Raw genomic sequence first — 24,163 nt, 5'->3', positions numbered from 1 at the left:
CAGAGGGGGGCGTGAAGGAACTCGAACTATCCATGAGTCCGATCTCGACTCACACCTTGACCAACTGCTCCACCCGGTCCTTTTCACCGAAGATGCGCAGATACCGCTCGATCTCCTTGAGGTCACCCGTCGCCTTGGCCGGATTGTCGGAGAGCTTGACCGCTGGCCGGCCGTTGGCCTCGGTCACCTTGCAGACCAGCGATATGGCGTCGAGGCTGTCGGTTGCCGTAGGCGCGCAGCCCTCGAAATCATTGGTCAGGTTCGTGCCCCAGCCGAAGGACATGCGCACCTTGCCCTTGAAGTGGCGATAGGTCTCCTCGATGGTCTCGACCTCGAGCCCGTCGGAGAAGATCAGCAGCTTCTGCTTGGGGTCCTTGCCCTTCTCGCGCCACCAGGACAGGATCTTTTCGCCGCCCTCGATGGGCGGCGCGCTGTCGGGACGAAAGCCCGTCCAGTCGGCCACCCAGTCCGGCGCGTCGCGCAGGAAGGAAGCCGTGCCGAAGGCGTCGGGCAGCACGATCAGCAAATTGCCGCCATAGTAGCGCTGCCAATCCTGCAGCACCTTGTAGGGCGCCTGTTTCAATTCCTTTTCCGAATTGGCCAGCGCCCCGAGCACCATCGGCAGTTCATGCGCGTTGGTGCCCAGCGCTTCGAGGTCGTTGTCCATGGCCAGAAGCACGTTGGAGGTGCCGGTGAAGGCCTCGCCGATGCCTTCCTTCAGCGCTTCCACGCACCAGCGCTGCCACAGGAAGGAATGGCGCCGGCGTGTGCCGAAGTCGGAAATGCGGATGCCGGGCTGCGCTTTCAGCCGTTCGGTCTTGGCCCACATCTTGGATTTGGCGCGGGCATACAGCACATCGAGCGCGAACGGTCCGAAAGCCCGCATGGCCGCGCGGGAACGCAGCTCGTTGATGATGGCGAGCGCGGGAATTTCCCACAGCGTGGTGTACATCCACGGGCCGCTGAAGGAGAGCTCGTACTGGCCGCCGCGCCTGGAAAGCTCGTAATCGGGCAGCCGGAAATTCTCCAGCCAGGCCAGGAATTCAGGCTCGAAAATCTGCTTGCGGCCATAGAACTTGTTGCCGCCCAGCCAGATCATCTCCTTCTTGGAGAAGCGCAAGGTGCGGGCGTGGTCGAGCTGTTCGCGCAACTCGCCCTCGTCGATCTCCTCGGCCAGCCGCACCGAAGTGGTGCGGTTGATCAGCGAAAAGGTGGCGTCGACCTTGGGATACATGCCCCAGATCATCTGCAGCATCAGAAGCTTGTAGAAATCCGTGTCGAGCAGGCTGCGCACGATCGGATCGAGCTTCCAGGTATGGTTGTAGACGCGCCGCGCAATATCGGTCCTGGCCATGTCTCGTACCGCCTTCGCTGCCTACCACCCATCATCGCGACAGGCCTAATAGCATCGAATTTGCAAAAACGCTGCCCGGTTTCAGGCTGGCCCGACAAAAAGAAAGGCCTGCGGCAGCGGACCCGTCCGAACGCAATTGATTTTTCCAAGGCGCTACCGGACACTCCGGAGAAGACAGACAGGAGAAAACCGACATGGGTTATGACAGCGGCAAGCTCGACGCGTTGCGCCGCAAATATGGCGAGAGCCATGGCGGCGAAATGTTCGACCCGAAGTTCCGCAAGGTCGCCGACAAGATATTCTCCAAGTCGGGCACGCGGCTTGCGCCCTATTCCGGTATCCCCACCTTCCTCGCCGCGCCCTATCGTGAAATATCGGCCGACAACCCGGATTTCGGCGATTTGCAGGTGGCGATGGTAGGCGTGCCGATGGATCTCGGCGTCACCAACCGGCCGGGCGCCCGCTTCGGGCCGCGGGCGCTGCGCGCCATCGAGCGCATCGGCCCCTACAATCACGTGCTGGAATGCGCGCCGACGCACGAGCTTAGGGTCGCCGACATCGGCGACGTGCCGTTCCGAAGCCGCTACCGGCTCGAGACCAGCCATGAGGACATCGAGCGCCGCACCAACCAGATCGTCGATGCCGGCGTCATTCCCCTGTCGGTCGGCGGCGACCATTCGATCAGTCATCCGATCCTGAAGGCCGTCGGCAAGAAGGCGCCGGTCGGCCTGATCCACATCGACGCCCATTGCGATACCAGCGGCTTGTTCGACATGACCAAGTTCCACCATGGCGGTCCGTTCCGCAACGCGGTGCTCGATGGCGTGCTCGATCCGACGCGCACCATCCAGATCGGTATCCGCGGTTCGGCCGAATATCTGTGGGAGTTCACCTACGAGTCCGGCATGACCGTTGTCCATGCGGAGGAAGTGACCGGCCTTGGCATCCCGGCCATCATCGATAAGGCGCGCAAGATCGTGGGCGACGGCCCGACCTATGTCTCCTTCGACATCGACAGCGTCGATCCGGCCTTCGCGCCGGGCACCGGTACGCCGGAAGTCGGCGGCCTGACGACGCGGGAAGTGCTGGAACTGCTGCGCGGTCTCAAAGGCCTCAACATCGTCGGCGGCGACGTCGTCGAGGTGGCGCCGCAATATGACGCGACCACCAACACCGCGCATGCCGGCGCCCAGGTTCTGTTCGAGATACTGAGCCTGATGGTGTTCAGCCCTGCGCTCAAAAACAGCTGACGCCGACAAGGACGGAAAGGCCGCCGGACAACCAGACGGCCCTCTGCATCAGTGTTCGAACACCAGAGGCGGAGCCAGGCGGTCGCGCCGCAGCCAGCGCGCCAGAAGCAACGCCGCCACCACCGCCAGTCCGCTGGACAGGCCGATCCAGATGCCGACGCCGTGGAAGCCGAAAGGGAAGGCGAGCAGCACGCCCAGCGGCAGGCCGACGCCCCAATAGCCGATCGCGGCATAGATCATCGGCACCTTGGTATCGTGCAGGCCGCGCAGCATGCCGGCGGCAACCGCTTGCGCGCCGTCGAAGACCTGGAACAGGGCCGCGAAGACCAGGAACGACACGGCAAGCGTGATCACCCTGGTATTGGCGGGGTTGGCCAGATCGATGAAGGCGCTGATCAGGAGATGCGGCCACAGGATCATCACCAGGCCCATCAGCGCCATGAACGAGACTCCGATGACGAAGGCGGTCCAGCCGGCGCGCGAAACGCCTTCGCGATTGCCGGCGCCATGCGCAAGCCCGACGCGCACGGTCACCGCCTGGTTGAGGCCGAGCGGCACCATGAAGGAGATCGACGCGATCTGGATGGCGATGGCGTGCGCGGCAAGCGAATCCGCGTCGATCAGCCCCATCAGCAGCGCCGCGGCATTGAAGATCGTCACTTCGAAGGCAAGGATGCCGGCGATCGGCAGGCCGAGCCGCAGCAGGCCCTTGAAGCGCGGCCAGTCGGACCGCCAGAACCGGCCGAACAGGCGATAGCGCCTGAACTTCTTCTCCCACATCACCACGGCGGCCATGCCGACGAACATCAGCGTTGAGGATAGCGAGGTGGCAAGGCCCGAGCCTGATATGCCCATGGCCGGCACGCCGAGATTGCCGAACATGAACACCCAGTTGAAGAAGACGTTGCAGGCGACCGCGACGAAGACGATGATCAGCGCCCAGCCCGGCCGCTCCAGCGCCGAGATGAAGGAACGCAGCACGATATAGCCGTAGAAGGGCAGCACCGCCCATTCCAGCCAGCGCAGGTAGATGCCGGCCTGATGCGCCAGTGCCGGCTCCTGGCCCATGGCCAAAAGAATGGGCTCGCCGTGCCAAAGCACGATCCAGATCGGGATGCAGATGAGGATCGCCAGCCACAGGCCCTGGCGCACGGTGCGGCGCAGGTCGCGCACCGAATGACGTCGGCGGCCGAGCTCGGTCGCCATCATCGGCGAGGTCGCCAGCATCAGGCCGAGGCCGAAGATCAGCGGCATGAAATAGAGATTGGCGCCAAGCGCACCGCTGGCGAGCGTGTCCGCCCCCAGCCTGCCCATCATCATGACGTCGGTGGCTGTCATGGCGGTCTGGCCGAGATTGGTAAGCACCATGGGCCAGGCGAGCGCCAAAGTCGCCCTGATTTCCTGACGCCAAAGATTTTCCGGCGCGCGAGCGCCGGCTTCGATCGCAGACATTGTTCCGCTCTTTCAAGGTTGCGGCGCATCGGCAAAAAAGCCGGAAGCCGCATTGCAAACGGCGAGACCCTCGGTTTCGCGGCGTTTACGTCAGCTTTTGTACGAAACGCGACATGAAGGCAAGGGAAGAGGGGCGGGAACAGATTGATCCAGTCGGATCGCCGATGACGCCGAAGGCTTGTGACCGACGCTCTCCGACGGCCCATTTCACACATGCTCCCAAGGCTGCTACGCATTGCAAGGACGAACGAGGTGCCACGGAACCCCAATTTGCAGGAGGCGGGATGCAGTTCAGGCGCAGAAGGAATCCGGTTGCGACGCTTCGCACGGCGCCGGCCTTCGAACATATCGTCACCGAGGCGAGCGACAGTTTCCTGTGGCGGCTGGACGACTATCCCTGGGAGCGCAATGTCTGGAATTTCCATCCTGAGTACGAAATCCACCTCTTGCGAAAATCTTCCGGCGTCGTGCTGGTCGGCGACCACATCGGCGAATTCGGACCGGGTTATCTCACCATCGTCGGCGGCGGGCTGCCGCATGATTGGGTGACGGCGGTGCAGCCGGGCGAGCTGATCGAAGGCCGCGACATCGTCCTCCAGTTCGATGCCGAGAGGCTGCGCGGGTCGGCTGGCCTGTTGCCCGAACTACGCGAATTGGAGCCGTTCCTGGAGCGGTCGCTGCGCGGCATGGTTTTTCATGGCCGTACGGCACTGGAAGGCGCCGAGTTGATGGAACGGATGGGGGACGTCAGCGGGCTAACCAGGTTCTGCCTGTTCCTGAATCTCGTCGATCTCCTCGCCAGGACCGACGAATACGAGCTGTTGTCTTCGCCGGATTTCTCCCCTGTTCTGGATGCCGCCTCGCTCGACATCATCCAGCGCACGCTGACTTATCTGTTTCAGCATTTCGCCGAAGATCTGAAGCTGCCTGATGTGGCGGCGCTGGCGGGAATGACCGAGAGCACGTTCTCGCGCTTCTTCCAGAAGAACACCGGCAATTCCTTCAGTGACCACCTTGCCAAGCTGAGGCTGTGGCAGGCCTGCAAGCTGCTGGCCGATACCGATATTCCGATCACCGACATCTGTTTCCAAGTCGGCTATATGAACATCTCCAATTTCAACCGCGCCTTCATGCGCAAGCACAAGATGACGCCGTCATCCTATCGCAAGCTGTCGCGGCAGCGGCTGGCGATGCGCGCGTAGGCACGCCCTAAAACCACCGCTCCCGAGTCCGATCGATACTCATGTGAGATTGGCCGCAACCGGATGCCGGTTTTTGCGCCGCACAATGCATAAAAGTACAGGTCTTCTGCAACGGGGCTTCTAGCGCGACCCGCTGCAACGCCGCATTTTGGCGATGGGTGGCAAGTCGCTCGGGCGATGGTGAGGATCGCGCAACCCGAGGGCGTCCGCTTCCTGCGACGTGTTCCTGGAGGAGAAAATAATGAAACCAATTCGGCTCGCTGCCAGCCTTGGTGCAGCTTTCATGCTTTCCGCTACCGTTTCCACCATCGCTTTGGCGCAGGCGCCGGTCTGCTCGGCGCCGGTCAAGGTGCTGGCGCAGCCACGTGACGGCCTGACGCTTCTGGAGGACTCCAAGGCCGAGTTCGAGAAGCTTGCCGGCGCCGGCTTCCAGATCGATTACCTCAACGAGAACGACCGCCGCGCAAAATCGCGCGCCGATGCGTCCACGGTCGGCAACTACAACGTCTACTATGTCGACGAAGCCAATGTCGCGTTGTTCGCGTCCTCGAAATGGATCGTGCCGCTGGCCGATTATTATCCGGCCGACTACGACTATGCCGATTTCGATCCGGGCCGCCAGAAGGTCGCCACCTATGACGGCAAGGTCTGGTTCGCGCCGCTGACCGGCGGCGGCGACCTGATGGTCTATCGCAAGGACGTGCTGGAGGCAGCCGGCATCCAGCCGCCGAAGACACTCGACGAGCTGATCGCCGACGTGCCGAAGCTGACCAATCCGGACAAGGGCATGTATGGCATCGCGCTGCGCGGCGCGCGCGGTTCGGGCGCCAATGTCTGGCGCTGGATGCCCTTCTTCAAGGCCTATGGCGGCCAGTGGTTCGACGGCGACAAGCCGGTCTTCAATTCGGATGCCGCGGTCAAGGCGACCGAGACCTACCTGAAGCTGTTCAAGGATTCGGCGCCCGGCACGCAGACCGGCAGCTGGGATGAATCGACCGGCGCCTTCCTGTCGGGCCAGGTCGCGATCCTCGTCGAATCGACGCCGCTGTCGGGCATGGCGGTCGACCCGAAGACCTCGCAGGTCGTCGGCAACATCGGCTTCCTGCCGCCGCCGTCGCCACTGCCCGGCGGCGGTTACGGCCATGGCCTTGCCATCGCGGCCAAGGCCAATGCCGACGACGCGTCGAAGAAATGCGCCGGCCTGTTCATCGCCTGGGCAACATCGAAGGAAAACGAGAAGCGCCGGCTCGACGCCCACCAGTTCGGTGAGCTGAACCGCACCAGCATCCTCGCCAGCAAGGAATTCGCCGACATCTACGGCGCCGATCTCGGCCAGGCACTGGCCGAAACCGGCAAGGTCACGGCGGTCAATTTCTGGCAGGACCCGCGCTGGCCCGATCTCGGCGACCGCTGGGGCATCATCCTTGAGGAACTGGTCACCGGTACCCGCACCGACATCAAGGGCGGCCTCAACGAGCTCGAGGCTTATGCCAACGATCTGGTGAAGAAATAAGCCATCCTCCCCCTGCGGCGTGCGGTCCACGGCATTCGGTGGAGCGCCGGAGCCTGTGCGCCGCAGGTCTCTGTCCACCGCCATTGAGCCAGCCATCGCGCAAAGAGGGTCCAGACATGTTCAACCGCTCGAGACGCAAACGGGGATAGATGGATGCCTCGACGCTCATCCCTGCCGGTCACCTTCGTGGTGCCGACACTCGGCATCCTTCTGGTGCTGTCGATGGTGCCGACGCTCTACGCGGTCGTCATCGCCCTGCAGAATCGTGAACTCAGCTCGACAGCCTATTCCTATGTCTGGTTCTCGAATTTCGCCGACCTGTTCGTCGACCGCCGCTTTCTCAACGCCGTCTGGGTGTCGGTGAAATGGGAATTCGTCACGGTCATCGCGACGATGACCGTTGCCGTCGGACTGGGCGTCCTGATGTTCGAAGTCGCCTCGCCGCGCCTGCGCAACCTCTATTGCCTGCTCTTCATCATCCCGGTCCTGCTGCCGCGTGTGTCGGCGGCCTTCGTCTGGAAGTTCGCCTACCATCCGCTCTACGGCATCGCCACTTACCCCTACCGGCTGCTGACCGGTGGGCTGATCTTCGATCCACTGTCCAAGCCGTCGACGGCGTTGTTCGCGGTCGCATCGGTCGATGTCTGGCAATGGGGCCTGTTCTTCGCCGTCATCGTGCTCAAGCTCCTGGAAACGCTGCCGCCGCAGCCGATCGAGGCGGCCCGGCTCGACCATGCCAAACGCTGGCAGATCCACGCCTATGTGACCTTGCCCATGCTCAAGGCGCCGCTGATCAGCCTGATGTTCGTCAAGATGATCGAATCGCTGCGCTCCTTCGACCTGATCTATGTGATGACCCGCGGCGGCCCGGGCGTGGCGACCGAAACGCTCGACATGTACGCCTTCTCGCAAGGCTTCATCGAGTCCGGCAAGGTCTCCTACGCCTCGGCGATGGCGGTGCTGATGATGATCGCCACGGTCATTACCTTCACCATGCTGTGGAAGCGGGTGCAGGCATGAGACCATATCGGATGAGACCCGGCCGCCTGATCGGCAAGACCGTGCTGGCGTTTGCAGGCTTCATGGCCGTGTTTCCGTTGCTGTGGACGGCGCTCAATTCGCTGAAGAACAATGTCGACATCATCACCCGCGTCCCGCGCCTGGTGTTCACGCCGACGCTGGCCAACATCAGCTATATCGTCGGCCGCGACAGCGTCATGACCGGCCTCTACAATTCGGTCGTCGCCTGCGGTTGCGCGGTGCTGATCGGCGTGGTGCTCGGCCTGCCGGCGGCTTACGCCGTGGCACGATACCCGAACCGCTGGGCCGGCGACATCCAGTTCTTCGTTTTGTCGCTGCGTTTCCTGCCGCCGGTGGCGGTTGCCATTCCGCTGATGGTGATCTGGCTGCAGCTCGGGCTTTACGACACGATTGCCGCGCTGATCGTCACCTATTCGCTGCTCACCATCTCGGTGATCATGTGGCTCGCCATTCCCGCCTTCCAGGCCGTGCCGAAGGAGGTCGAGGAAGCGGCCTTCGTCGATGGCTACGACGCCTATTCGGTGTTCTGGATGATCGCGCTGCCGGTCGCGGCGCGTTCGCTGATCGGTGCGGTCGCCTTCAGCTTCGTTCTGGTCTGGAACGAGTTCCTGATCGCGCTGATGCTGTCGAGCTCCAATGCCAAGACCTTGCCGATCGTCGCCTCGGAACTCTCCCAGCAGGGCATGAACGTGCCGTGGGGGATCCTGAACGCCTCGGTCGTGCTTTTGTCGCTGCCGCCGCTGTTGTTTCTCGGCGTGCTCAGCGGCTTCCTGAATTCCGTTTTCCGGCAAAAAAAGACTTGAAGCGAGGACGACACGATGCGGGCACTGGTGCTTGAGAAAAAGGGCGAACTGGCCCTGCGCGAGATCGCGTTGCCGCTCGACGTAGGCCCGGACGACGTCAGGATCGCCATCCACACGGTCGGCGTCTGCGGTAGCGACGTGCACTACTACACCCATGGCGCCATCGGCAGCTATGTCGTGCGCGCGCCGATGGTGCTCGGCCACGAAGCGTCCGGGACGATCGTCGAGATCGGCGCCAATGTCCGGACCCTGAAGGTCGGCGATCGCGTCTGCATGGAACCGGGCGTGCCGAACCTGTCGTCGCGGGCAACCAAGCTCGGCATCTACAATGTCGATCCGGACGTCACCTTCTGGGCGACACCGCCGGTGCACGGCATTCTGGCGCCGCAAGCCGTGCATCCGGCGGCGTTCACCTACAGGCTGCCCGACAATGTCTCGTTCGCCGAAGGCGCGATGGTCGAACCTTTCGCCATCGGCATGCAGGCGGCGGCGCGCGCGCGCATCGTTCCGGGTGACGTGGCGGCTGTGGTCGGCTGTGGCCCGATCGGCATCATGATCGCGCTGGCCGCGCTGGCCGGTGGCTGCTCGAAAGTGCTGATTTCCGACTTCTCCGCGCCCAAGCTCGAAATTGCCGGGCGCTATCCAGGAATCGTCCCGGTCAACATCCGCGAGCAGCCGCTGGTCGATGCGGTGCGCGCGGCCACCGACGGCTGGGGTGCGGACATCGTTTTCGAGGCCAGCGGCAGCCCCAAGGCCTTCGCTGATCTGTTCGACGTCGTGCGCCCCGGCGGCGCGGTGGTGCTCGTCGGGCTGCCGGTGGAGCCGGTGGCGCTCAACGTGCCGGCGGCCATATCGAAGGAAGTGCGCATCGAAACCGTGTTCCGCTATGCCAACATTTTCGACCGCGCCCTGCAGCTGATCGCCTCCGGCAAGGTCGATCTCAAGCCGCTGATCACCGGCACCTATGATTTCTCTGACAGCATCGAGGCTTTCGAGCGGGCGGCGGCAGCGCACCCGCAGGACGTCAAGCTGCAGATCCTGCTCAGCGGCGAAAAGGGCTGACCATGTCCGCGATCACCTGTTCCCATGTCGACAAGGCCTATGGTGCCACGACGGTCATCCGCGATCTCAACCTCTCGATCGAGGAGCACGAGTTCGTCGTGTTCCTCGGCCCGTCCGGCTGTGGCAAGTCGACCTTGCTGCGCATGCTGGCGGGGCTGGAGGACATCAGCGGCGGCGAGGTCTCGATCGGCGGCAAGGTGGTCAACGATCTCGATCCGGGCGACCGCGGCATCGCCATGGTGTTCCAGAACTATGCCCTTTACCCGCACATGACGATCTTCGACAACATCGCCTTCGGGCTGCGGCGCCAGAAAGTGCCGGCGGCCGAGATCCGGAAGCGGGTCGAAGCGGTGTCAAGGACGCTCGGGCTGGAACCCTATCTCGGCCGCAAGCCGGCCGAGCTTTCCGGCGGCCAGCAGCAGCGCGTTGCGATCGCGCGTGCCATGATCAAGACGCCGAAAGTCTTCCTGTTCGACGAGCCGCTGTCCAATCTCGATGCCAAGCTGCGCAACCACATGCGCGTCGAGATCGCGCGGTTGCACCAGTCGCTGAAGACCACCACGGTCTATGTCACCCATGACCAGCTCGAAGCGATGACGCTCGCCGACCGCATCGTGCTGCTCAAGGACGGCGTCGTCGAGCAGGTCGGCTCGCCGGCGGAAATCTACCGTCGGCCCCGAAACATGTTCGTGGCCGGCTTCATCGGCACGCCGAACATGAATTTCATCGACGTGACGGTGGCTCGGAAAGGAAATGGCTGGACGCTGACTGGCGCCGGAACGGTGCTTTCGATGGACGGCTCGGGCTTCCATCTCCAGCACGGTGATCGCGCCGTGCTGGGCATCCGGCCTCCGGACCTGAAGACGGCCGTCGCCGGTGAGGCCAGCATACTGCAAGGCACAGCGGATCTCATCGAATTCCATGGCAATGACGCCCTGGTGACATTCGGGTCCGGCGGCAAGGAGATCAGCGCGCTGGTTCCGGCACGCGAATGCCCGGCGCTGCATGCTCCTGTGCGCTACGCGTTCGAGGAGGAAAGCATCCACCTGTTCGACGCGACGTCAGGGGCATCATTACGCAAACAGTAGACTAAGCGCCTTGGCCCTCGAGCAGCTCACCGGTTCCGAACGGCGAGCTGGTCTATCTGTTGTTTTGAGGCAAATTCCGGACGGAAACCGCCCCATACTTTCCTGGGATTGCTCGAGGCGCTCTACCGTATCGCGTCGAGCGCCTGGCGCTGCCGGTGCATCTCCAGGAAAATCCGGTAGTCGCGATCGAAGCGGGCGCCGGCGGCCGGGTTGGCGGCGCGCGTCCTGCCGCCCTGCTGCATGGCAAGGCAGGCCGCGTTGAGGTCGGGGAAAAGCCCGGCCGCGGTCGCCGCCACCATGCCGGTGCCAAGCAACACCGCCTCGTCCGCCAGCGGCTCGACCACCGTGCAGCCGGTGGCGTCGGCATAGAGTTCCATCAAGAGCGGATTCTTGGTGTGGCCGCCGGTGACATGCAGCGTGTCGATCAGATAGCCGTTCTCGTTCAGCGCTTCCAGCACATGGCGCACGCCGAGCGCGATGCCGACGGCGGTGCGCCAGTAAAGTCGGCACAGGCTGTCGAAGGAGGAATCCAGCGTAAGCCCGCTGACCACGCCGACCGCATGCGGGTCGGCGAGCGGCGAGCGGTTGCCGTGAAAGTCGGGCAGCACATGCAGCCGGCCGGCAAGCGCATCGCCCTCCGCGGCGCGCAGCTCGGCGACGCGGCTTGCAATCCTGGCATGCATGGCCGCGTTCGGCTCGCCGCCGGCGCCGTGCCAGCGGATAATGTGGTCGAGCAGGGCGCCGGTGGCCGACTGGCCGCCTTCCGACAACCACAGCTTGGGCAGCGCGGCCCCGTAATAGGGGCCCCAGACCCCGGCGAAAGGCTGCGGATCGGGTGACATCGCCATGACGCAGGAGGATGTGCCGGCGATCAGCGCCAGATGACGGCCGATATTCCGCTCGTCGCCGGCAAAGCCGCCGAGCACGCCAAGCGCGCCGGCATAGGCGTCGATCACCCCGGCGCCGACCCGGCATTTTTCCGTCAGGCCGAGATCCGCCGCTGCTTGCGCGCTCAAAGAGCCGATGTAAGCGCCGACCGGACTGGCCTTTTCGGGCAGATTGCCGTGCTCGAAGAGGTCGCCGAGGCCGACGAGTTCGAAGAAATCGCGCTGCCATGCGGGTTCCCGGTGCGCCAGATAGGTCCATTTGGCGGTCAGCGTGCACTGCGAGCGGGCCAGCGACCCCGTCGCCTGCCAGGTCAGGAAGTCGGTGAGGTCGAATAGATAGCCGGCTTCATTCCAGGTCCTCGGCAGGTTTCGCTTCAGCCACATCAGCTTCGGCGTCGCCATTTCCGGCGACATGACGCCGCCGATATAGTCGAGCACCTGATGGCCGCTCGCCGTGCATTCGTCGGCCTCGGCGATGGCGCGGTGATCGAGCCAGACGATGGTGTCCCAGCGCTCCTCTCCGGTCACCGAAACGCTGAGCTGGCCGCCTTGCCTGTCGCGCACGACCAGCGAGCAGGTGGCATCGAAGGAAATGCCGGCAATGTCCTCGGCGGCAACACCGGATTTTTCGCGGGCCGCACGCACCGCGGCGCACACGGCTGACCAGATATCGCGCGAATCATGCTCGGCGTGATCGGCCTTCGGCTGGTGCATGGCGATCGGGTGCTCGGCGCGGCCGAGCAAGGTGCCACTGGTGTCGAGAATGCCCGCGCGGGCGCTCCCGGTGCCGACATCGACCGCGCAAACGAACTGTTTCGTCAAGATGCTCTGTCTCTCGCTCCCAGGCCTGCAATCAGATCGGGCAATTGCAGCATGTCAGCGAATATAAAGTCCGGCTCACTCGACGCAAGCCGCGCTTTCAGGGCAGGGTTGCCGGCGTGCGCGCCGCCGGTGAAGGCGAAGACGCGCATGCCAGCCGCCCGCGCAGCCGCGACGCCGGCGGGGCTGTCCTCGATCACTAGGCATTTGCGCGGATGCGCCCGCATCGTGGCGGCGGCATGAAGGAACAGGTCGGGCGCCGGCTTGCCCCTGGCCACCATGCCGGCACTGAACAGATGCGGCTCCATCAATCCGAGCAATCCGGTGACGTCGAGCGCGTAGCGGATGCGGTCGAGCGTGCCCGAGGAGGCGACGCAGAACGGCAAGCCGAGCCTCGGCAGCACTTCCTTGACGCCGGCGATCGGCTTCAGCTCCTCGCGGAATTTGCGCATCAATTCGACGCGCATCGTGATCAGGTGCTGATCGGTGATGGGAAGGCCGAAGTCGCGGGCGAGGATCTCGCGCACGCTCTTCATGCTCTTGCCGAGAAAATGCTCGTAGGCCGTGTCTTCGCCAATGCTGCCGCCGGCAAGCGCGATCATGCCGAGCAGCGCCGAGACCGACAGCGTCTCGCTGTCCACCAGCACGCCGTCGCAGTCGAAGATGACCAGTTCCGGCGCCATGGTCCCGCGTCAGAGCTTGCCGGCGAGGTAGCGCGTCAGCGTGGCGCGCGTGCCATCCGTCCACAGCACGTTCAATGCATGCGCGAAAGCCTCGACGAACGCGGTGGCGCGGCCGACATCGCCATAGATGTCGTCCATCGCAAGCCAGGCGGCGGGCGCCTCCTTCGCTGCCTTTGCCGTCGCCTGCAAGCGGTCCCAGCTCGGATCGTTGGGCTCGATGACCGCGCCGCTGTCCGTCGTGCCGAAGCAGTAGCGGCACCACAAGGCTGATTCCAGCGCCAGCCCGGCGACGCTCTTTCCCGCTTTCAAGCGGTCGGCGATGGTCGGGATGATGAATTTCGGCTGGCGATTGGAACCGTCGAGACAAAGCCGGCGCACCGTGTCGCCGATCTTGGGGTTGGAAAAGCGCTTTTCGATGAGCTGGTAATAATCCTCCAGGACCGTGTCCGGCACCGGGGGCACGGTCGGAATGATCTCGTCGTGCTCGAGCTTGTCGAGGAAACCGCGCACCAGCGGCTCCTGCATCGCCTCATGCACGAAATGGATGTCCATCAGCCCGGCCGGGTAGGCGATTGCTGCATGGCCGCCATTGAGGATGCGGATCTTCATCAACTCATAAGGGGCGACATCCCTGACGAACTGCACGCCGACTTTCTCCAGCGGCGGACGGCCATCGGTGAAATTGTCTTCCAGCACCCATTGCCGGAACGGCTCGCAAAAGACAGGCCAATTGTCCTCGACGCCGAAATCCTTGGCCAGGATCGCGCGTTCGCGGTCCGACGTGGCCGGCGTGATGCGGTCGACCATCGCGTTCGGGAAAGCGACATTGCCGCCGACCCAGGCCGCCAGATCCTCGTCGATCAGGCGGGCCAGCCCGATGACGCCATCCGACGTGACATGGCCGTTGTGGGGAATGTTGTCGCAGGACATCACCGTGAACGGCACGATGCCGTCGCCGCGCCGCCGCACCAGCCCGGCGAGGATGATGCCGAACACCGTCTTCGGCGTCGCGCCCGGCTGCGCATCCGCGACGATATCGGGATGCGTCGGGTTGAACACGCCGGAGGCCGGGTCGATGAAATAGCCGCCTTCGGTGATGGTCAGCGATACGATCTTGATCGCCGGATCCGCCAGCCGTTCGATGATGGCGGCGGCATCGCCCGGCGTCAGGAAGTCGATCATGGCGCCGGTGACGCGGGCGCTCATATGCCCCTCATCCTGCTCGACCACCGTCGTCAGCCAGTCCTGCTCTTCCAGTTTGCCGCGGCCGATCTTCTCGCCCTCGAACACGCCGGCGCCGACCAGCGCCCAGTCATGGCCGACGCCCGAATTGAACAGCTCGTCGAGATAGACGGCCTGGTGCGAGCGGTGGAAATTGCCGACGCCGAAATGCACGATGCCGGCCTTCAGCGCCGCGCGGTCGTATTTCGGACCGGCGACGCTGGCGGGCAGGTTGGCGAGATTGGCGGAAGAGAGTTTCACGGTCATCTATTTACCCTTTGGCCGGGTTGCGGCCTTCGTTACCCTTCTCTCCCCTTCACCGGGAGAGGGTAGGGAGCGGCACATGTCCTCCGAGGCGATGCGGCCGCCACCTTGATATTGGCCTCTTCTCCCCGCGGGAGGCACGGGGAGAAGAGACCGCCCCCGCCCTCAACTCATCCACTGGCCGCCATCGACATTGTAGGTCTGGGCGACGATGTATTCGGCTTCATCGCTGGCCAGGAACACGGCCATGCCGGCGAGGTCTTCCGGTCTGCCCATGCGGCCATAGGGCACGCCTTCGCCGACCAGCCTCTTCTTTTCGCCCTTCGGCCGGTTCTCGTATTTGGCGAACAGCGCATCGACCTGATCCCACATGTCGCTGTCGACGACGCCCGGCGCGATGCCGTTGACGTTGATGCCGTGCTTGATCAGGTCGAGCCCGGCCGACTGGGTCAGCGAGATGACCGCCGCCTTGCTGGCGCAATAGACCGCGACCAGCGGCTCGCCGCGCCGCCCGGCCTGGCTCGCCATGTTGATGATCCTGCCGCCCTTTCCCCGCGCGATCATCGAGCGCGCGGCCGCCTGCAGCATGAACAGCGTGCCGGCGACATTGACCGAGAACAGTTTATCGTAGCTTGCCCGCGAGATCTCGACGATTGGCGCCAGGTCGAAGATCGCGGCGTTGTTGATCAGTATGTCCAGGCCGCCGGTCCTGGTTTCCACCGCCTTCACCGCGGCGTCGATGGAGGCCTGGTCCGTGACGTCGAGCTTCACGGCGTAGGCCGTGCCGCCGATCCCGGCGGCCGTCTTCTCGGCGGCTTCGAGATCGATGTCGGCAATCGCCACCACGGCGCCTTCACGGGCATAGGCTTCGGCGAAGGCCTTGCCGATGCCGCGCGCCGACCCGGTGATCAGCGCCGATTTGCCTTTAAGCCTCACGGCGCCAATGCCTTGCCGTCGGGGCCGAAGCGATGCAGCTTGGCCTTGTCGGGCGTGAGATAAATGCTGTCGCCGTGGTGGACGCTGAGTTCGCCGTCGGCGCGCACCGTCAGCGGACCGACACCGTCGGCCTGGACATGCAGGAAGGTGTCGGATCCCAGGTGTTCGGCGACGCCGACCGTCGCCTTCCAGTCGCCCGCCGTGGTCGAGATGGCCATGTGCTCGGGCCGGATGCCGATGGTCCTGGCGCCGTACTTCGCCGCCGGCGCGCCTTCGATCAGGTTCATTTTCGGCGAGCCGATGAAGCCGGCGACGAACAGGTTTTTCGGCGTCTTGTAGAGCTCCATCGGCGAGCCGACCTGCTCGACATTTCCGGCATTCAGCACGACGATCTTGTCGGCCATGGTCATCGCCTCGACCTGGTCGTGGGTGACGTAGATCATCGTCGTCTTGAGCTGGTGATGCAGTTCGCTGATCTCCAGCCGCATCGTGCCGCGCAGTGCCGCGTCGAGGTTGGATAAGGGTTCATCGAACAGGAAGGCCGAAGGCTGGCGCACGATGGCGCGGCCGATGGCGACGCGCTGGCGCTGGCCGCCGGAAAGCTGGCCGGGGCGGCGCTCGAGATAGTTGGTGAGGTTGAGCACGCGCGCGGCGTCCTTCACCTTCCTGTCGATGGTCGCCTGGTCTTCGCCCGCCATCTTCAGCGGGAAGGCGATGTTCTTGGCCACCGTCATGTGCGGGTAGAGCGCATAGGACTGGAACACCATGGCAAGCTTGCGCTTGGCCGGCGCCTCGCCGGTGACGTCGCGGCCGTCAATGTTGATGGTGCCGCCGCTGGTGTCCTCCAGGCCGGCGATCAGGCGCAGCAATGTGGACTTGCCGCAGCCCGACGGGCCGACGAAGACGACGAACTCGCCGTCCTCGATGACGAGATCGATGTTAGGAATGATCGAAGTCGAGCCGAAGGACTTGGAGACGTTCTTGAGCGTGATATTTCCCATGCTTTCCTCCCGGTGGATTTCCGTCCGCCGCCTGGCGCACGCTGCTACTTCACGGCGCCCCTACTTCACCGCACCGAAGGTCAGGCCGCGCACCAGTTGCTTCTGGCTGAACCAGCCCATGATCAGGATCGGCGCGATCGCCAGCGTCGAGGCGGCCGAGAGCTTCGCCCAGAACAGGCCTTGCGGGCTGGAGAAGGAGCTGATGAAGGCCGTCAAGGGTGCTGCTTTCGTCGTGGTCAGCCGGATCGTCCAGAACGCTTCGTTCCAGGCCAGGATGATGTTGAGCAGCATGGTCGAGGCGATGCCCGGCACCGCCATGGGTGTGAGCACATAGATGATCTCGTTCCACAGCGAGGCGCCGTCCATGCGCGCCGCTTCCAGGATCTCGCCGGGGATTTCGCGGAAATAGGTGTAGAGCATCCACACCACGATCGGCAGGTTGATCAGCATCAGCATCACCATCAGGCCGATGCGGCTGTCGAGCAGGCCGGTGTCGCGGAAGATCAGGTAGATCGGAAACAGCACGGCCACGGCCGGCATCATCTTGGTGGACAGCATCCACATCAAAATGTCCTTGGTCCGCTTGGTCGGCGAGAACGCCATCGACCAGGCCGCCGGAATGGCGACCAGCAGGGCCAGGATGGTCGAGCCGACCGACAGGATCACCGAATTCAGGAAGAACTTGAAATAGCCGCTCTGCGCCTGGACCTCGGAATAGCTTTCCGTGGTTCCCGACGGGAACAGGTTGAAGCCCTGGATCGCCTCCTGTTCCGACTTGAACGAGGTGATGATGGTGTAGAGGATCGGGAAGAAGATCAGCAAGGCGACGATCCAGGCGGCCGCCGTCGCGATCGTCTTGTGCCGGGTTGTGACTGCGCGTGCCATCTTTTCCTCCCTTATCTGTCCAGGTTCTTGCCGACGGCGCGCATGGCGAAGAAGGCGACGATGTTGGCGAGAATGACGGCGATGATGCCGCCGGCGGAGGCCTGGCCGATTTTGAACTCCAGCAGCGCCTTCTGGTAAACCAGGAAGGGGAGGTTGGTGGAGGCGTATCCCGGACCGCCATTGGTGGTGACGAGGATCTCGGCATAGACCGAAAGCAGGAAGATCGTCTGGATCAGGATGACAACGGTGATCGCCCGCGACATGTGCGGCAGCGTCAGGTAGATGAAGCGGCTGATGAAGCCGGCGCCGTCCATCTCGGCGGCTTCCTTCTGCTCGCCGTCCAGCGACTGAAGCGAAGTCAAAAGAATGAGCGTCGCGAAAGGCAGCCATTGCCAGGCGACGATGATGATGATGGCGGTCAGCGGATATTGTCCGAACCAGTCTATGGGCTGGAGGCCGAAGAACCGCGCTATGTCGGCGAAGACGCCGTATTGCGGATGCATGATCATGTTCTTCCAGACCAGTGCCGCCACCGGCGGCATGACGAAGAACGGCGAGATGACGAGGATGCGCACGATGCCCTGGCCCCACATCGGCTGGTCGATCAAAAGCGCCAGCAGGATGCCGCCGACCACGGTGATCACAAGCACGCTGACGACGATCAGCAGCGTATTGAGGATCGACTGCAGGAAGGCCGGGTTGGAATAGAACAGCGCGTAATTGGAGAAGCCGACGAAGCCGTCGCGGATCGGATTAAGCGGATTGTACTGCTGGAAGGAGAACCAGAGCGTGAGCGCCAGCGGAATGACCATCCAGACGAGCAGCAGGACGACGGATGGCGCCATCATGAAACGGGCAAGCGAACGGGTCTGCTGAGTAGCCATGACGGTCACCCTTCAAGGATCGGACGGAAATTTTCTCGAGCTGTCGAAGGTGGCCGCCCGAACTGGGTTTCGGGCGGCCGTTGCCGGCCATGGTCGGCGACCGGCCTTAGGCACCGGGAGGAGCCTTACTGGATGTAGCCGCCCTCGGTCATCGCCGCGGTTGCGGCGTCCTGGGCCTGCTTCAGCGCGTCGTCGACGCTCGACTGGCCGGCAAGGGCTGCCGAGAACAGCTGGCCGACGGTGGTGCCGAGGCCCTGGAATTCGGGGATGGCGACGAACTGCACGCCGACATAGGGCACCGGCTTGACGGTCGGATGCGTCGGGTCGGCGGCATTGATGGAGTCCAGCGTCATCTTGGCGAACGGAGCCGCCTTCTGGTACTCTGGATTGGCGTAGAGCGAGGAGCGCGTTCCCGGCGGAACGTTGGCCCAGCCTTCCTTCGAGGCGACCAGTTCTGCATAGTGCTTGCTGGTTGCCCATGACACGAACTTCTCGGCCGCATCGGCCTTCTGCGTGCCGGCGGGAATGGCCAGCGACCACGCCCACAGCCAGTTGCCGCGCTTGCCCAGCCCATTGTCGGGCGCCAGCGCGTAACCGACCTTGTCGGCGACCTGCGAGGCCTTGGGATCGGAGACGAAGGAGGCGGCGACGGTGGCGTCGATCCACATGCCGCACTTGCCCTGCTGGAACAGCGCCAAATTCTCGTTGAAGCCGTTGGAGGACGCACCCTCCGGCCCGTCGGCCTTCATCAGGTCGACATAGAACTGCAAGGTGTTCTTCCATTCGGGCTGGTCGAATTGCGGTTTCCAGTTCTCGTCGAACCAGCGCGCGCCGAAGGAGTTCGACATGGCGGTCAGGAAGGCCATGTTCTCGCCCCAGCCGGCCTTGCCGCGCAGGCACACGCCGTTCACGCCATTGGCGCGGTCGGTCATTTTGTCGGCGGCCTGCTTGATGAAGTCCCAGGTCGGCGCGTCGGGCATCTTCAGGCCTGCCTTCTCCATCAGGTCCTTGCGGTACATGACGAAGGAGCTTTCGCCGTAGAAGGGCGCGGCATAGAGCTTGCCGTCGACCGAGAGGCCGCCGGCGATCGCCGGAATGATGTCCTTGACGTCGTAGTCGTCGCCGAGCTTGTCGAGCGGCAACAACCAGCTCTGCTTGGCCCAGATCGGGACCTCGTAGGTGCCGATGGTCATCACGTCATATTGGCCGCCCTTGGTGGCGATGTCGGTGGTGACGCGCTCGCGCAGCACGTTCTCTTCCAGCGTCACCCAGTTGAGCTGGATGTCGGGGTTCGCCTTGGTGAAGTCGTCGGTCAGCTTCTGCATGCGGACCATATCGCCATTGTTGACGGTGGCGATGGTGATGGATTCGGCATGTGCCGCGAACGCGAGCGCGCTGGCCGAGCACAAGCCCAGGATGAGCGTACGAAGTTTCATCAAATTCCTCCCATGGACCAAGATGAGCATTTGCCTTGGCTGTGAGCAATTACTCACTAAGAATGAATTATGTCAAGGCAGATTCGATGGTGCAGCGCACACTCGATGGAGGAGCGCCGACATGACACGTTGCAAATGGCCGTCCCGCAGGCGCGGACCGGCGATCTGGATGGGCGCGGTTTTGATCGTGGAGTTAGCCGGTCAGCAGGCGATCTCGGCCAGGATCCAGTCGCGGAAAGCGCGGATCTTCGGCACGTTGCGGCGCGCCTCCGGATAGACCAGCCAATAGGCGTGGCCGTCGTCGCCGACCAGGTCGAAGGGCTGGATCAGCCGGCCGTCGGCGAGTTCCGCCTTGAACAGCGCCCTGGTCAGGATCGCCACGCCATGGCCTGCGATGGCCGCATTGGCCTCATAGGCCTGCGCGCCCATGCTGCTGCCGGGGCGCTTGGCGAGGTCATGGCTTTGTACGCCCGCAGCCTCGAACCATTGCGTCCACCAGATATCGCCGGGATCGAGGATCGGCAGCCGCAACAGGTCGGCCGGTTCCTTGACGCCGCCGATGCTCGCCGCGAGCTTGGGGCTGAGCATCGGCGTGAAATCGGCGTCGAGCAGCTTGTAGGCTTCCAGCCCCGGCCATTTGCCGCCGCCCGAGCGGATGGCAAGGTCGACATCCTCGCGGGCGAAATCCGTCAGCCGGCTCGACGTATCGAGCCGCACGGCAAGGGCGGGATGCGCGATCTGGAACGAACCCAGATGATGCGCCAACCAGTTGGAGGCAAAGGTCAGTACCGTGGTGACGCACAGCAGACCGTCGGCCCCGCCGCGCGCCGCCGCGTAGGCCTGGCCGAGTATGGCGAAGGCCTCGCTGACCGCCGGCGCCAGGCGCTGCCCGGCTTCGGTGAGTTCGATCTGTCGCGGCCGGCGCAGGAAAAGCGGCGCGCCGACCCGCTCCTCCAGCACCTTGATCTGATAGCTGACCGCTGCTTGCGTCATCGCCAGTTCCTCGGCCGCCTTTGTGAAGGACAGATGCCGTGCCACCGCCTCGAACACCCGGATCGCCTGCAGCGGCGGAAGCTGCGAAACCTGTCGCGAACTGAGGTCCGGCATAAAGCCTCCTTATGGATCCTTATCGACGTTCGATTGGCAAAGACGGCCGGCACGACCGACATTCAGCCTCAGCCCGTCACTCGGGTTGAAGATAGCGAAGGTTGACGATCATGACCATGGCGCAGCAAAAAAGCACTCCCGCTCCGGATCATCGCTGGATTTCATGGCTTGCGGACGGATTCGGCTGGTTCGCGACCAGGAAAAAGGCGCATCTCGACATCAGGGACCTGTCGCCGCACTTGCAGCGGGACCTTGGCTTTCTCGACGGCAACGATCCTTTCGGACGGCATGGATAGCAGGCCCGGATTTTATCGCAAATCGATGTTGCTTCGAGGCTTTCGGCTCATCCGTTCGCCAGCAGGGCGGCGGCGGTTCGTTCGTCGGTGATGAGGCCGTTGACCAGCCGGCGGTTCACGGCCGCCAGGATGCCCGGCAGCTTGCGTTCACCCATGGCGAGCGCGATGACCAGCGACTTCTCGCGTGACGGCAGGGCCGCCGACGACACCCGGTCGTTGGTGATGCCCTCGACCATGCGGCCGTCGCGATCGAACACCCAGCCGACGATTTCGGCGACGCCGCCCGCTTTCTGCAATGCCTTCAGCTCGGCGTCGGAAATGAAGCCGTCCTCGTAGAGCGGCGCCTTCGGGCCGAGGTCGCCGATGCCGACGAAGGTGACGTCGGCCTCCGCGGCCAGCGCCAGCGTCGGCTGGATCATCGGCTGGCTGAGCAGCATCTCGCGTTCCTGCGGCGAGGAGGCGATGACCGGCAACGGCATCGGGAAGGACCGTGCCTTGACCCTGTCGGCCATGGTGAAGATGACGTTGTAGAAAGCGGCCGATCCGTCGGGCGAGATATTGCCGGTCAGCGACACCACCTTGTGCTGTGGGCACTCCATCGGCGGCAATTGCTCGATCGCCGCCTTTAGCGTACGGCCGGTGCCGATCGCCAGCACGATCGGGGCCGGCGATCTCAGCCGCCTCTCGATTTCCGCGGCGGCGGCTTCGGCGATGCCGATCGTCGTCGACGAGGAGGTCGGGTCGCTCGGCACCACCTCGACCAGATCGAGCGCGAAGCGCGACTTCACGCGGGCGGCGAGGTCGAGGCAGTTGGCGATCGGATGGTCGACGCGCACCTTGATCAGGCCTTCCGACACTGCCAGCGACACCAGCCGCTGCGCAGTCTGCCGCGAGATGCCGAGCGTGGCGGCGATCTGGTCCTGCGTGTTGCCGGCAACGTAATAAAGCCAGCCCGCGCGGGCGGCATCGTCCAACCTGTTGCTGCCGCCCTCCTGCCGGTTGTTCACGTCCTGCCTCCCGAAACCGCCGGTCATGGAAGCGGTCCGCGCCTACTTTCGCAGGGAACCGTGCGCTGCGCAATTGTCAATCGCCAGGGCAATTGCTTGCGCCTGCGGGCGTGGGATCGGCCGGACCATCGTCGGACTGCGCGTTGCGCGGCACGCAGAAGGAGGATTTCCGTTCCGGCAGGCGGCACGTTCTGCCGTCCGGATGGTTTATCTCGCGGGGTAAACCCTTTAAGGGAACGCCAAAAGGAGCGTTGCATGACACCGAAAGCGGTTTTCTGGGACATGGACGGCACGCTGGTCGACAGCGAACCGCTGCACGAGGCAGCCCTGGTGGCGGCGATGCGCAATGTCGGCCTCACGCCCCCGGCCGACCTGCATGAGCGCGTTCTCGGGGTCGCTGCCTGGCCGGTCTATCTGATGATGCGCGACGAGTTCGGCCTGGATCTGCCCTTCGACGAGTGGATCGTCCACAAATACGAGCATTATCTGCCGCTTGTCGCGACATTGAAGCCGCGCCCCGGTGCTATCGAGATCTTCAACGAATTGCGCACGCTTGGCGTGCAGCAGGCCGTGGTCTCGAATTCCGACCGCATGATCGTCGACGCCAATCTGGGCATGGTCGGCCTGACCTATCCCGGCATGAAGACGATCAGCCGCAACGACGTGCGCGAAGGCAAGCCGAACGCCGAGCCGTTCCTGCGCGCCGCGTATCTCGCCGATGTCGATCCCGCGAACGCGGTGGCGATCGACGACAGCTGGCCGGGTGCCATGGCCGGGCTGGCGGCTGGCATGAAGACGATCTTCTGGCCGGAAAAACCGATGGAAGGACCGCCCGGAGCTGTGGTCATCAACAGCGCCGAGGAATTGCGCAGAGAACTGGGGCTCTGAGCTAAGCGCTGGTCGACCCCCACTCCGTCTCGGCTTCGCCGAGCCACTTCTCCCCCGATCGACGGGGGAGAGGAAGGAAGCCAAGCTTTTTGTCATCAACGCTCGTCTAGCAACGCTCCCTTCCTTTCCCTCCGGAGGGGGGAAAGGTGGCGCTGCGAAGCAGCGACGGATTGGGGGAACCACCTGGCAATCAAGCCTCGGGCCGGTCGTTCACGCCAGTCACAAAAGATGGATAGCGTAGCGTAAACGGCGAGAAGGAAGAGTCCGGCTTTAATTCCGATAAACCGGCTCCTGCTCGTCCAAAATCGCCTTCAACTCGGAAAGATGGCGTTCGGCCTGGCCGGGATAGTCGTCCATCTCGCTTGCGGCCTTCTCGGCGATGGCGTCGGACAGCGTGCGCAGCGGACGCCCGGTCCACAGCGCCTTGATGTAGGTCTCGGCGGCGCGTTCGAAATAGAACATGCGATTGAAGGCATCGGCCACCGTGTCGCCGATGACCAGCACGCCGTGATTGCCCATCACCATCACCTTGACCTTGGGGTCGGTCAGAAGCTGCGAGCAGCGCTCGCCCTCTTCCTCGAAGGCCAGCCCGCCATAATGGGCGTCGACCACATGGCGGTTGAAGAACATCGCCGAATTCTGGTCGATCGGCGGCAGCCTCGAATCGGCAAGCGAGGCCAGCACGGTGGCATGGATGGAATGCACATGCATGACGCAGCGCGCGTGGCGGACATTGCGGTGGATGGCGCCGTGCAGGCCCCACGCAGTCGGGTCGGGCGCATTCGGGCCGGACAGCGTCTCGGGATCGTTGGCGTCGATCATCAAAAGATCGCTCGCCTTGATGCGCGAGAAATGCACCTGGTTGGGGTTCATCAGGAATTGCGTGCCGTCCTCGTTGACCGCAAGCGAGAAATGGTTGGCCACCGCCTCGTGCATGTTGAGCCGCGCCGTCCAGCGGAAAGCGCAGGCAAGATCGACGCGCTCTTCATAGAAGGGCAGGTTGGTCAGCGGTTCCTTTTGCAGGCGGGCGATACTCATCGAAAATCCTCCGGTTTTTTGCAACAATGCCGTGCCCTGTTCGAGC

22 protein-coding genes are annotated in these 24,163 nt (G+C 63.8%); 9 read left to right on the top strand and 13 right to left on the bottom strand.

The features are described from left to right. Positions 1–49 precede the first annotated feature (49 nt). The gene (pncB, locus tag LB566_RS20660) at positions 50–1,354 is read right to left on the bottom strand and encodes a nicotinate phosphoribosyltransferase (protein WP_224626382.1); all 1,305 of its coding nucleotides are present in this window, start codon (positions 1,352–1,354) and stop codon (positions 50–52) included. Between the two features lie 194 nt (positions 1,355–1,548). On the opposite strand from pncB, the gene speB reads away from it, so the two are divergent. Next, a complete protein-coding gene (speB, locus tag LB566_RS20655; protein ID WP_224626381.1) occupies positions 1,549–2,604 on the top strand; it encodes an agmatinase in 1,056 nt (351 codons plus the stop codon). Between the two features lie 48 nt (positions 2,605–2,652). Here speB and LB566_RS20650 read toward each other — a convergent pair whose 3' ends face one another. Further along, positions 2,653–4,056, bottom strand: a complete 1,404-nt coding sequence (locus tag LB566_RS20650; protein WP_140551595.1) for an MATE family efflux transporter — start codon at positions 4,054–4,056, stop codon at positions 2,653–2,655. A 284-nt stretch (positions 4,057–4,340) separates the two neighbouring features. Here LB566_RS20650 and LB566_RS20645 point away from each other — a divergent pair, with 284 nt between their 5' ends. From LB566_RS20645 to LB566_RS20620, 6 genes are all read left to right on the top strand, one after another. Next, positions 4,341–5,258, top strand: a complete 918-nt coding sequence (locus tag LB566_RS20645; protein ID WP_140524196.1) for an AraC family transcriptional regulator — start codon at positions 4,341–4,343, stop codon at positions 5,256–5,258. A gap of 241 nt (positions 5,259–5,499) precedes the next feature. Further along, positions 5,500–6,771 (top strand): ABC transporter substrate-binding protein, encoded by a 1,272-nt coding sequence (locus LB566_RS20640; RefSeq protein ID WP_140551593.1) that lies wholly within the window; start codon positions 5,500–5,502, stop codon positions 6,769–6,771. Positions 6,772–6,924: 153 nt separating this feature from the next. Next, positions 6,925–7,791: a carbohydrate ABC transporter permease gene (locus LB566_RS20635; protein ID WP_224626377.1), complete on the top strand. Its 867-nt coding sequence runs from the start codon at positions 6,925–6,927 to the stop codon at positions 7,789–7,791. Positions 7,792–7,802: 11 nt separating this feature from the next. Continuing rightward, positions 7,803–8,615, top strand: a complete 813-nt coding sequence (locus tag LB566_RS20630; protein ID WP_224626374.1) for a carbohydrate ABC transporter permease — start codon at positions 7,803–7,805, stop codon at positions 8,613–8,615. 15 nt (positions 8,616–8,630) lie between these two features. Further along, positions 8,631–9,677, top strand: coding sequence for an NAD(P)-dependent alcohol dehydrogenase (locus LB566_RS20625; protein WP_224626370.1), 1,047 nt, complete (start codon positions 8,631–8,633; stop codon positions 9,675–9,677). A 2-nt stretch (positions 9,678–9,679) separates the two neighbouring features. Beyond that, positions 9,680–10,765, top strand: a complete 1,086-nt coding sequence (locus LB566_RS20620; protein ID WP_224626367.1) for an ABC transporter ATP-binding protein — start codon at positions 9,680–9,682, stop codon at positions 10,763–10,765. Positions 10,766–10,887: 122 nt separating this feature from the next. Here LB566_RS20620 and LB566_RS20615 read toward each other — a convergent pair whose 3' ends face one another. The 9 genes from LB566_RS20615 to gcvA all read right to left on the bottom strand — a co-directional run bounded on the left by LB566_RS20615 (position 10,888) and on the right by gcvA (position 20,888). Continuing rightward, positions 10,888–12,474 (bottom strand): FGGY-family carbohydrate kinase, encoded by a 1,587-nt coding sequence (locus LB566_RS20615; protein ID WP_224626349.1) that lies wholly within the window; start codon positions 12,472–12,474, stop codon positions 10,888–10,890. Then, positions 12,471–13,154, bottom strand: coding sequence for an HAD-IA family hydrolase (locus tag LB566_RS20610; protein ID WP_224626345.1), 684 nt, complete (start codon positions 13,152–13,154; stop codon positions 12,471–12,473). Before LB566_RS20610 ends, LB566_RS20615 begins: the two co-directional genes overlap by 4 nt. 9 nt (positions 13,155–13,163) lie before the next feature. Further along, a complete protein-coding gene (locus LB566_RS20605; RefSeq protein ID WP_224626342.1) occupies positions 13,164–14,642 on the bottom strand; it encodes a mannitol dehydrogenase family protein in 1,479 nt (492 codons plus the stop codon). Positions 14,643–14,804: 162 nt separating this feature from the next. Further along, positions 14,805–15,575, bottom strand: a complete 771-nt coding sequence (locus LB566_RS20600) for an L-iditol 2-dehydrogenase (protein ID WP_224626324.1) — start codon at positions 15,573–15,575, stop codon at positions 14,805–14,807. Then, positions 15,572–16,576 carry an ABC transporter ATP-binding protein gene (locus LB566_RS20595; protein WP_224626323.1) on the bottom strand — a complete coding sequence of 335 codons (1,005 nt, stop codon included), beginning with the start codon at positions 16,574–16,576 and terminating at the stop codon, positions 15,572–15,574. Before LB566_RS20595 ends, LB566_RS20600 begins: the two co-directional genes overlap by 4 nt. Positions 16,577–16,636: 60 nt before the next feature. Continuing rightward, positions 16,637–17,461, bottom strand: a complete 825-nt coding sequence (locus tag LB566_RS20590) for a carbohydrate ABC transporter permease (RefSeq protein WP_224626319.1) — start codon at positions 17,459–17,461, stop codon at positions 16,637–16,639. A gap of 11 nt (positions 17,462–17,472) precedes the next feature. Beyond that, positions 17,473–18,345: a carbohydrate ABC transporter permease gene (locus tag LB566_RS20585; protein WP_224626316.1), complete on the bottom strand. Its 873-nt coding sequence runs from the start codon at positions 18,343–18,345 to the stop codon at positions 17,473–17,475. A 125-nt stretch (positions 18,346–18,470) separates the two neighbouring features. Continuing rightward, entirely contained in the window at positions 18,471–19,781 is a 1,311-nt protein-coding gene (locus tag LB566_RS20580) for an ABC transporter substrate-binding protein (protein WP_140551581.1), read from the bottom strand. 201 nt (positions 19,782–19,982) lie between these two features. After that, the gene (gene gcvA / locus LB566_RS20575; RefSeq protein WP_140551580.1) at positions 19,983–20,888 is read right to left on the bottom strand and encodes a transcriptional regulator GcvA; all 906 of its coding nucleotides are present in this window, start codon (positions 20,886–20,888) and stop codon (positions 19,983–19,985) included. Between the two features lie 110 nt (positions 20,889–20,998). Between gcvA and LB566_RS20570 the strand changes: the two genes are divergently transcribed. Further along, the gene (locus tag LB566_RS20570) at positions 20,999–21,184 is read left to right on the top strand and encodes a hypothetical protein (RefSeq protein WP_224626313.1); all 186 of its coding nucleotides are present in this window, start codon (positions 20,999–21,001) and stop codon (positions 21,182–21,184) included. A gap of 47 nt (positions 21,185–21,231) precedes the next feature. On the opposite strand, the gene LB566_RS20565 is transcribed toward LB566_RS20570, so the two are convergent. Continuing rightward, positions 21,232–22,191, bottom strand: coding sequence for a sugar-binding transcriptional regulator (locus tag LB566_RS20565; protein ID WP_224626310.1), 960 nt, complete (start codon positions 22,189–22,191; stop codon positions 21,232–21,234). A gap of 255 nt (positions 22,192–22,446) precedes the next feature. Between LB566_RS20565 and LB566_RS20560 the strand changes: the two genes are divergently transcribed. Next, positions 22,447–23,079, top strand: a complete 633-nt coding sequence (locus LB566_RS20560; protein WP_224626292.1) for an HAD family hydrolase — start codon at positions 22,447–22,449, stop codon at positions 23,077–23,079. Between the two features lie 270 nt (positions 23,080–23,349). On the opposite strand, the gene LB566_RS20555 is transcribed toward LB566_RS20560, so the two are convergent. Further along, a complete protein-coding gene (locus tag LB566_RS20555) occupies positions 23,350–24,117 on the bottom strand; it encodes a class II aldolase and adducin N-terminal domain-containing protein (RefSeq protein ID WP_224626288.1) in 768 nt (255 codons plus the stop codon). Positions 24,118–24,163: the final 46 nt, after the last annotated feature.

The organism is Mesorhizobium sp. CA13, from assembly GCF_020165235.1.
In the GTDB taxonomy this organism is placed as follows: Bacteria; Pseudomonadota; Alphaproteobacteria; order Rhizobiales; family Rhizobiaceae; genus Mesorhizobium.
This window is presented reverse-complemented; position numbering and strand designations above follow the sequence as displayed.

Coding starts and splice junctions, on each gene's coding strand:
- pncB (WP_224626382.1), bottom strand. CDS start 1,354: ATGGCCAGGACCGATATTGCGCGGCGCGTCTACAACCATACCTGGAAG.
- speB (WP_224626381.1), top strand. CDS start 1,549: ATGGGTTATGACAGCGGCAAGCTCGACGCGTTGCGCCGCAAATATGGC.
- LB566_RS20650 (WP_140551595.1), bottom strand. CDS start 4,056: ATGTCTGCGATCGAAGCCGGCGCTCGCGCGCCGGAAAATCTTTGGCGT.
- LB566_RS20645 (WP_140524196.1), top strand. CDS start 4,341: ATGCAGTTCAGGCGCAGAAGGAATCCGGTTGCGACGCTTCGCACGGCG.
- LB566_RS20640 (WP_140551593.1), top strand. CDS start 5,500: ATGAAACCAATTCGGCTCGCTGCCAGCCTTGGTGCAGCTTTCATGCTT.
- LB566_RS20635 (WP_224626377.1), top strand. CDS start 6,925: ATGCCTCGACGCTCATCCCTGCCGGTCACCTTCGTGGTGCCGACACTC.
- LB566_RS20630 (WP_224626374.1), top strand. CDS start 7,803: ATGAGACCCGGCCGCCTGATCGGCAAGACCGTGCTGGCGTTTGCAGGC.
- LB566_RS20625 (WP_224626370.1), top strand. CDS start 8,631: ATGCGGGCACTGGTGCTTGAGAAAAAGGGCGAACTGGCCCTGCGCGAG.
- LB566_RS20620 (WP_224626367.1), top strand. CDS start 9,680: ATGTCCGCGATCACCTGTTCCCATGTCGACAAGGCCTATGGTGCCACG.
- LB566_RS20610 (WP_224626345.1), bottom strand. CDS start 13,154: ATGGCGCCGGAACTGGTCATCTTCGACTGCGACGGCGTGCTGGTGGAC.
- LB566_RS20605 (WP_224626342.1), bottom strand. CDS start 14,642: ATGACCGTGAAACTCTCTTCCGCCAATCTCGCCAACCTGCCCGCCAGC.
- LB566_RS20595 (WP_224626323.1), bottom strand. CDS start 16,576: ATGGGAAATATCACGCTCAAGAACGTCTCCAAGTCCTTCGGCTCGACT.
- LB566_RS20590 (WP_224626319.1), bottom strand. CDS start 17,461: ATGGCACGCGCAGTCACAACCCGGCACAAGACGATCGCGACGGCGGCC.
- LB566_RS20585 (WP_224626316.1), bottom strand. CDS start 18,345: ATGGCTACTCAGCAGACCCGTTCGCTTGCCCGTTTCATGATGGCGCCA.
- LB566_RS20580 (WP_140551581.1), bottom strand. CDS start 19,781: ATGAAACTTCGTACGCTCATCCTGGGCTTGTGCTCGGCCAGCGCGCTC.
- gcvA (WP_140551580.1), bottom strand. CDS start 20,888: ATGCCGGACCTCAGTTCGCGACAGGTTTCGCAGCTTCCGCCGCTGCAG.
- LB566_RS20570 (WP_224626313.1), top strand. CDS start 20,999: ATGACCATGGCGCAGCAAAAAAGCACTCCCGCTCCGGATCATCGCTGG.
- LB566_RS20560 (WP_224626292.1), top strand. CDS start 22,447: ATGACACCGAAAGCGGTTTTCTGGGACATGGACGGCACGCTGGTCGAC.
- LB566_RS20555 (WP_224626288.1), bottom strand. CDS start 24,117: ATGAGTATCGCCCGCCTGCAAAAGGAACCGCTGACCAACCTGCCCTTC.